6 protein-coding genes are annotated in these 7,771 nt (G+C 32.0%); 3 read left to right on the forward strand and 3 right to left on the reverse strand.

Translation table 11 applies throughout. The annotated features are described in order from the left end of the window. A partial coding sequence (locus tag N4A40_00380) for an ATP-binding cassette domain-containing protein (protein MCT4660284.1) occupies positions 1–1,814 on the reverse strand: 1,814 nt, incomplete at its 3' end. A 245-nt stretch (positions 1,815–2,059) separates the two neighbouring features. Between N4A40_00380 and N4A40_00385 the strand changes: the two genes are divergently transcribed. Beyond that, positions 2,060–2,704, forward strand: coding sequence for a redox-sensing transcriptional repressor Rex (locus tag N4A40_00385; GenBank protein ID MCT4660285.1), 645 nt, complete (start codon positions 2,060–2,062; stop codon positions 2,702–2,704). 59 nt (positions 2,705–2,763) lie between these two features. On the opposite strand, the gene N4A40_00390 is transcribed toward N4A40_00385, so the two are convergent. Both N4A40_00390 and N4A40_00395 read right to left on the reverse strand, forming a co-directional pair. Beyond that, complete coding sequence (locus N4A40_00390) at positions 2,764–4,158, reverse strand: HAMP domain-containing histidine kinase (protein ID MCT4660286.1); 1,395 nt, start codon at positions 4,156–4,158, stop codon at positions 2,764–2,766. Beyond that, on the reverse strand, positions 4,151–4,855 hold the full coding sequence (locus tag N4A40_00395; protein MCT4660287.1) for a response regulator transcription factor: 705 nt from the start codon (positions 4,853–4,855) through the stop codon (positions 4,151–4,153). Before N4A40_00395 ends, N4A40_00390 begins: the two co-directional genes overlap by 8 nt. Before the next feature lie 230 nt (positions 4,856–5,085). Here N4A40_00395 and N4A40_00400 point away from each other — a divergent pair, with 230 nt between their 5' ends. Together N4A40_00400 and N4A40_00405 are read left to right on the forward strand one after the other, a co-directional pair. Continuing rightward, positions 5,086–6,018, forward strand: a complete 933-nt coding sequence (locus tag N4A40_00400; protein MCT4660288.1) for a CPBP family intramembrane metalloprotease — start codon at positions 5,086–5,088, stop codon at positions 6,016–6,018. 240 nt (positions 6,019–6,258) lie between these two features. Next, positions 6,259–7,524: a Glu/Leu/Phe/Val dehydrogenase gene (locus tag N4A40_00405; protein ID MCT4660289.1), complete on the forward strand. Its 1,266-nt coding sequence runs from the start codon at positions 6,259–6,261 to the stop codon at positions 7,522–7,524. Positions 7,525–7,771: the final 247 nt, after the last annotated feature.

Here is a 7,771-nt window from a genome sequence, read left to right on the forward strand (position 1 = left end):
GAACAAAGCGATGTATTTAAATCCTCAATCAATGCTTCACATTCAGCTATTTCTGTTTCAGTTTGTTCTAATTTTCGAGATAAACTTCTTATTTGGCGCTCTAGTTCTTTTTCCTTTTGACGACTTAGTTTAGAAGAGGAAATTTCGCTAGTAGAAGTATCAGAAATAGTTATTTCATCTTCTAGTTCCTTTTCCATTATAGCTTTTTTTTCTAAGTAATAATTGAAATTACCTAAATATTCACTAAGTCCATCAGGTTGTAAGTCAAATATTTTGTTAGCAATTTTATTTAAAAAATATCGGTCATGAGAAATAGTTAATATCGTTCCAGCATAGTTTAATAAAGCATTTTCTAGAGCTTCTTTAGATTCTATGTCCAAGTGATTGGTAGGTTCATCTAGTATCAATAAATTTGCATTTGATAGCATCAATTTCATTAGAGAAAGTCTACCTTTTTCACCACCACTTAAAGTAGAAATTTTCTTTTCTAAATCATCAGAGTAAAATAAAAATTGGGCCATTAGAGACATGATTTGATACCTATCCATTTCAGGATGTTCGTCCCAAATCTCATCTATTATGGTTTTATTTACATCCAAATTGGTTTGTTCTTGATCATAGTAGCCGATTTCAACGTTAGTACCAAGCCATATTTCACCAGAATCTATAGTTTCACTTCCCATTATCATTTTAAATAGAGTTGTTTTACCGACTCCATTTGGACCGATGATACCTATGGCATCTCCACGATAAATTTCAAAATTCAAATCAGAAAATAGATTCAAATCACCGAAACTTTTTGAAAGGGATTTACTAAATAAAACATCTTTACCACTTTCAATTGCTGGTTCAAAAGTAATCTTAGCTTGCTGTATTTGCTGGGTTGGATGATCTATCTTTTCCATTTTTTCAAGCTTTAGTTGTCTGCTCTTTGCTTGTCTTATATTTCTCTTGCTTCGCCTGTCCATAAATGTGCGAATCATATCTTCTTGTTTTTTTATCTCTTTTTGCTGAGCTTCATAGCGTTTAGACTGTATAGCTACATCTTTTTCATACTTTTTTGTAAATGTAGTATAATTTCCATCATAATCTCTCAAAAATCCACCGTTTAAATAGAATATTCGATTTACTGTAGAATCAAGAAAATATCTATCATGTGAGACTATCAATACTGTTCCTTTATAGTCTTTTACATAGCGCTCTAACCACTCAATGGCTTTTAAATCCAAATGGTTGGTAGGTTCATCTAAAAGCATTATATCAGGTTTTTGTAGTAAGAGCTTTGCCATTATAACTCTTGATTTTTGACCACCACTTAAAAGACTTATGGGTTTAGAAAATTCTGCCTCCATAAATCCCAACCCTTTTAAAACGCCATTGATTTCACTTTTATATCCAAATCCATTTTCATTAGCGAATGTTTCAGATAAGCTTGAGTATTGATCCATTAATTTTTGATGTTCTTCTTCTGAATAATCATCTACTTTAGAAATTTCTTGTTCAAGATAACGCAATTTGTTTTCCATTTCAAAAAGATGGGTAAACATAGATTGGGCTTCTTCAAAAATAGTATGTTCACTAGTTATGTGGGTGTTTTGTTCTAGGTAGCCCAGTTTTAAATCCTTTGGAAGGTATATTTCACCAGCGTCTTTCGAAAGTTCACCAATTAGGATTTTCATAAGAGTTGATTTTCCGGATCCATTAGGACCGACTAATCCGACCTTATCACCTTTTCTAATTGAAAATGAAATATCTTCTAATATATTTTCAACTAAGTAGGATTTTTTTATGTTATTACACGATAATACAATCATTGAAATTACTCCTTGATTTTGTTAAAATATAGTCAAAGATCAAATGCGATTGAGCATAAAGTAATCCCTCACGAGAAAGAACCGCTTTTGACCTTAAATGTAAAATAACCGCCTGTAATAGAATGTTCTAATCTATTTTAACAGAAAAATGTTATAAATCAAAGTTCTTGACATAAAAAGGAAAGACATTCTATAATAGAAATGTTATAGTGGCGGCAATTTAATTTGAAGGGATTGATAGAAAAATGAAAGAAAAGTACATATCAATGGTAGTCATAAGGCGTCTGCCGAAGTACTATAGATATTTAAGTGAATTAGAGGAAAATGGAATAAAGAGAATATCTTCTAAAGAATTGAGTAAATTGACAGGATTCACAGCATCGCAAATCAGACAAGATTTAAATAATTTTGGAGGATTTGGACAGCAAGGATACGGATATAATGTAGAAGATTTGAAAAAGGAACTAGGCGAAATATTGGGTCTAAATAGAGAGTATACAGGAGTAATTGTCGGAGCCGGTAATATGGGTCAAGCTATTGCGAAATTTAGAGGTTTCCAAAACGCAGGATTTAGAGTACAAGCACTATTTGATATGGACGAAGACCTTATTGGAACGGAAATAGAAGGTATAGTGGTTAGATCCATAGATGAATTAGAGGGATTCTTAGAGGTGAATGATATTGAAATCGGCGTTATATGTACACCTAAAAACGGCAGTCAAATAATAGCAGATAAATTAGTAGAAGGTGGAGTAAATGGTATTTGGAATTTTGCACCAATAGATTTAAAAGTTCCAGAGAATATTGTTGTAGAAGACGTACATTTAAATGAAAGTTTATTTACACTTTCGTATTTATTGAAATCAAATAGAGATGAAAACGAAGAATAGAAAATAAAAAGATGCTACCTTGAAATAGACAAATAAGTTTATTTCGAGGTAGCATCTTTTTATTTTTTACAAAATTCATTATTACATTTTGGCAATTTGATTTTGAACATACAACCTTCATTTAAGCTAGAATTTAAATTGATAGACCCATTGTGCTTTTCAATTATCTTTTGAGTTATAGATAAGCCTAGTCCTGTTCCACCAGTTTTTTTATTTCTAGAAGGATCAATTCTGATAAAGGGCTCGAAAATCAAATCAGTCATATTTGAAGGGATACCAGCACCATTATCACAAACTTCTACAATGGCTGATTTTTCATTTTCAACTAAATTTACAGACAAAGTCGTATTTTCGCCACTGTATTTGATACTATTACTGATTAAGTTATTGAAAGCTCTTTCTAATTTTTGATCGTTTCCAATGATACAAATTGGTTTTTCAGGAATATCAATCTCATAGTCCATATTTTTTTGTTCAAGAGAAGGTATGAAGTTGATAAAAATTTGTCTTAAAAGTTCAGATAAATCAAGACGTTCTACAGGCATTTTGTAGTCAAGATTGTCGAATTGAGATAGTTCAAACAGATCCATTACAAGTGTATTTGCTCGTTCACTATTTTTACGTATTATTGATAAATACTGATTTCGAGTCTGATCATCAACAAATTCCAAGTCGCTTAGAGTTTCACAATAGCCTTGTATATTTGTAAGTGGAGTTTTTATATCATGGGTGATGTCCATTATAAGTTGCTTACGTTTGTTTTCAGCAGCTTCTTTTAATGCCACTTCTTTTTTTATTTGAGAAGCCATTTGATTTATTGCTATCCTAAGTAATTCTAGTTCGTTTTTAGATTTGAAATCTATAGTATAGTCATAATGACCAGCACCTATTTCATGTACTCCACGTACTAACTCACTTATCGGGCTAATTATATTGTTTGCAGTAAATTTTGCAAATAGTAAAAGCGATAAAATCAATAAAATCGCAAATATCAATATTGTGAAGCTAAATCCACGCAATATGGTCGATGGGTACTGCGTGGGCGGTACGTGAATCAAAAGTATTTCAGAATTGTCTTTCAAAAAATAAGTATAATCATACAAGGTATTGTTGAAAAGTATATTGACTATACTGTCTAAATCATATTGATAACCAATTTTATGAGGGCTACTTTTTGCATTAATAACTCTAAAATTTAGGTCTAATAATTCCATGTATGACCCATCGGGAAGCTCAACTTCATCTATGGTTGATTGAAAACCTTCTGATTTGACTTCTTGATAGAATTTAGATTGATTTAGGTTTTTCTTGTCAACAACATTCATAGTGTATAGTGAATTTGCTATAATAGCTAGCAGTATAATTACTATAACTATTAGAAATAAAAGTACATAGTTAGCAAACAATTGTCTCGCAACCGTTGTTTCATGTATTTTCTTTATGCGTTTAGGCATTTACTTTTTCCATACGATAACCAATTCCTCGAATAGTTTTTATATATTGAGGGGATTTTGGCATTGTTTCGATTTTTTCTCGCAAATGACTTATGTGAACCATGATAGTATTGTCATCACCCCAATACAAATCATTCCAAACAGCCTCGTAGAGCTGTTTTTTGGTGTAGACAACACCTATATTTTCCATAAACATTTTTAAGAGCTTAAACTCTTTTGGATTCAAATCAAGTGTTTCACTACCCTTTAATACAGAGTAATCAGTTAAATTCAGAGTAAGATCACCATTTGTAAGTAGTTTTTTTATTTCTTTATTTGAGTAATTGATATATCTTCTTAATTGAGCTTGAACTCTAGATACCATTTCCATAACGCTAAATGGTTTGCTTACATAATCATCAGCGCCTAGTCCTAATCCACGTATTTTATCTTGCTCTTCACTTCTTGCAGTCAAGAAAATAACTGGAATTTCGCTAGTCTTTCGAATCTCAGATAATACTTCAAAACCATTTAATTTAGGCATCATAATGTCAAGTATAAGTAAATCGACAGTATTTTCATTAAAAAGTTCTAAAGCTTCTTGACCATCAGCTGCTTGTAGTATTTTGTAGCCTTCTCTTTGCAAGTGCAGGCTAACTAAACCGCGGATATCCTCCTCATCTTCTGCAATAAGTAAGGTTAAATCAGAATTATTCATAATTAAATCACTCCTTAAAACAAGTTTATCATAAGCCAAAACAAAGCAAAATGACATAGATTAATTATAGCATAACTTGCGTTAGAATTAAAAGAATCATAGCTTTAAATGACTTAAAACTTTAAAATAAAATATATCAAATAAAACTTAAAAAAGGCTAAAAACATCAAAATTTTAAGGAAAGGTTAAGAGAGATGTGTTAAAATAATAAGAACAGGGAGGTGGAGTTTGTGAACAATGAAGAGTGCATTGAAATAATAGAAAAAGAAGAAAATGACAGCATATTCAAAGTTACTAGATTTTTACTATTTGTGTGCATACTTTTTTTATTTGGTAGCATGATTTTAGTTCTTATCATGCCATCTATTGCAGAATATATAATGCAATATGTATTGATTGCATTGCCAGTGATTTGGTTTGTATTTAAAAATGAAAAGTGGTCTTTCAGAGAGACATTTAGGTTCAATAAATTGAAAATTAGAGACGTATTGATACTTATTGGAATTACGATTAGTATACAGCCTTTTTTGAATTTGATGCTTATAATATCTCAGGTATTATTTGGTGACGCAATGGGTGTATTATTTGAAGAGGCAGTAGATGAGCCTGTTTTACTATTAGTATTTTCCATGGCGATTACACCAGCAATTTGTGAAGAACTCATAATGAGAGGTGTTGTACTACATGGTTCTAGAGGGCTTAGTATTTGGAAGGCATCACTACTAAATGGAGTATTATTTGGATTTTTCCACATGAATTTCAATCAGTTTAGCTATACCATATTTATGGGCATTATCCTTGCATATGTTGTATTGATTACAAATTCAATATTTGCAGGTATGTTGATTCACTTTTTAAATAATTTTTGGGCTATATCATCTTATATTTGGCCAGAAAATAATTTATTGAAATTGGAAGAGTGGGTTGTAAATCATATATTTACTTTAGCAGGCATTATCATAGTAGTGCTATCTATAATTGTTACATTTGTGTTACTTAAATTGCTTGAAAAAAGCAATTCGGATAAGAAATACGTACCTGATCCACAGAAACAGAGTAATAGAGTTTTAGAATGGCCATTTTGGCTAATAGCAGGTTTGTTTGCTTTTAGTTCTGTACTAATAATGTTATCGGTTAGTCTTTCTAAAATGACAGGTATTTAGCGAAGGTATTAATAGTGCGTTAGTTGAAAGTTTGCATAAAAATTATCAAACATTCAACTAACGTGTATGCTTAATATCTATTTTTTTTGCAGAAAAACTTACATTATATGGGTTCAACAAACAAATATTAATTTAAGTTCATAATTTTTTTTTTTATAGACAGCTTTAAATCACTATGTTATGATGATGGTGTTAGGGATGGTAAACTTTAGAAATATTTATATTTTAGGAGGAATCACAATGGCTATGGAAAACTTGAACCCATTTGAAAATGCACAAAAAATGGTAAAGGAAGCATGCGACAAACTTGGAATGGAACCTGCAGTATATGAATTATTAAAAGAGCCACAAAGAGTTATGGAAGTTGCAATTCCTGTAAAGATGGACGACGGAACAACAAAAGTTTTCAAAGGATTTAGAGCACAACACAACAACGCAGTAGGACCAACTAAAGGTGGTATTAGATTCCATCAAAACGTAACGAGAGACGAAGTTAGAGCGCTTTCAATCTGGATGACTTTTAAGTGTTCTGTAACCGGTATCCCATACGGTGGTGGTAAAGGTGGTATCATTGTAGACCCATCTGAATTATCACAAAGAGAATTAGAAGCTTTATCAAGAGGATATATCCAAAAAATTCATAAATACATTGGTGAAAAACAAGACGTACCAGCTCCAGACGTAAACACAAACGGACAAATTATGTCATGGATGGTAGATGAATACAATAAATTACACGGTGAAAGTGCAATTGGTGTTTTAACTGGTAAGCCATTAGAGTTTGGTGGATCTAAAGGTAGAACAGCTGCAACTGGATTTGGTGTTGCTGTTACAGCTAGAGAAGCAGTTAAAAAATTAGGTTTAGGTACTGAAGGTGCTACAGTTGCATTACAAGGATTTGGAAACGTTGGTAGCTACACTGCAATCAACATGGACAGACTTGGAGCTAAAATCTTAGCTATCGCTGAGTGGTGCAAAGAAGAAGGCACATATGCAATTTACAATGAAAACGGACTTAACATCGATGAATTAGTTGAGTTCTCTAAAACTGAGAGAAACTTATCTAAATTCCCTGGTGGAAAGAAAATAAGCATGGAAGAATTCTGGGGATTACAAGTAGACGTATTAGCTCCAGCAGCTCTTGAAAATGCAATCACAACAGAAAATGTTGACTTAATCAAAGCAAAAGCTGTAGTTGAAGCAGCTAATGGACCAATAACTCCAGCAGCTGATGAAAAATTAGCAGAAAAAGGAATCTTGGTTGTACCAGATATCTTAGCTAATGCTGGTGGCGTTACAGTTTCTTACTTCGAGTGGGTACAAAACTTATACGGATACTACTGGGAAGAAAAAGAAGTTGAACAAAAAGAAGAGCGCGCAATGGTTGATGCATTCAACGACATTTGGGCAATCAAAGAAGAGTACAATGTAACTATGAGAAATGCAGCTTACATGCACTCAATCAAAAGAGTAGCAGCAGCTATGAAATTAAGAGGCTGGTACTAATAATAGAAATTAGATATTGATTTCTAGATTGGTTTAAAATTAGAAGTGCCGATTCATATGTGAATCGGCACTTTTTTATTGATAATTAGTATTTGATAATTAGTATTTAGCTTTTCTAGCTTTTGCTATCTAGTTTTTTTACTTTTCTAGATTTTGACATCTAATTGCATTTAGAGTATTGATGCACATATGGTGCTTGAAACATCTAGATAAAATTTAGTCCAGTTACTTTGATAGATTTGAGTCC

Source organism: Tissierellales bacterium (assembly GCA_025210965.1).
Taxonomy (GTDB): domain Bacteria; phylum Bacillota; class Clostridia; order Tissierellales; family JAOAQY01; genus JAOAQY01.

Coding starts and splice junctions, on each gene's coding strand:
- N4A40_00405 (MCT4660289.1), top strand. CDS start 6,259: ATGGCTATGGAAAACTTGAACCCATTTGAAAATGCACAAAAAATGGTA.
- N4A40_00385 (MCT4660285.1), top strand. CDS start 2,060: ATGAAAGAAAAGTACATATCAATGGTAGTCATAAGGCGTCTGCCGAAG.
- N4A40_00395 (MCT4660287.1), bottom strand. CDS start 4,855: ATGAATAATTCTGATTTAACCTTACTTATTGCAGAAGATGAGGAGGAT.
- N4A40_00390 (MCT4660286.1), bottom strand. CDS start 4,158: ATGCCTAAACGCATAAAGAAAATACATGAAACAACGGTTGCGAGACAA.